The 398-nt window shown below is 41.7% G+C and carries 1 protein-coding gene; it reads left to right on the forward strand.

Annotated elements, in window-relative coordinates; all coding sequences use genetic code 11:
* Positions 1 to 153: 153 nt before the first annotated feature.
* A complete protein-coding gene (locus NE473_RS30470) occupies positions 154 to 345 on the forward strand; it encodes an ABC transporter permease family protein (RefSeq protein WP_256265585.1) in 192 nt (63 codons plus the stop codon).
* Positions 346 to 398: the final 53 nt, after the last annotated feature.

Consider the following 398-nt stretch of genomic DNA (forward strand, 5'->3'; position numbering starts at 1 on the left):
ATGGTGATTACGGAGCAGTTCAGCAGTATGTCGCTACATGGAATGAACTGTGCAAAGAGGCTGAATAATTTTTACTATTAGAAAATGGGCATGCGTTACCAGCCTGAGATGTGACGTATGCCCTGTTTTGTGCAGGAAAAGGTGGTGATTATTATGGGTCGATATATTTTAAAGAGATTAGGAATATCTGTTGCAGTAATATTTTTGGTCTCTGTAATTTCTTTTACATTGGTTCATATGCTTCCCGGAGATCCGGCTGTTCTGGCTCTCGGCTCGGAAGCATCAGAACAGGATATTGCAACCTTCCGCGAGAAATACTATCTGGATCGTCCCATAGTGGAATAGTATTTCATCTGGATTACAGATACACTCCGCGGAGATTTAGGCGATTCTATTAC

The sequence above is a fragment of the Hungatella sp. SL.1.14 genome (genome assembly GCF_024460495.1).
Classification (GTDB): Bacteria; Bacillota; Clostridia; order Lachnospirales; family Lachnospiraceae; genus Hungatella; species Hungatella hathewayi.

Coding starts and splice junctions, on each gene's coding strand:
- NE473_RS30470 (WP_256265585.1), top strand. CDS start 154: ATGGGTCGATATATTTTAAAGAGATTAGGAATATCTGTTGCAGTAATA.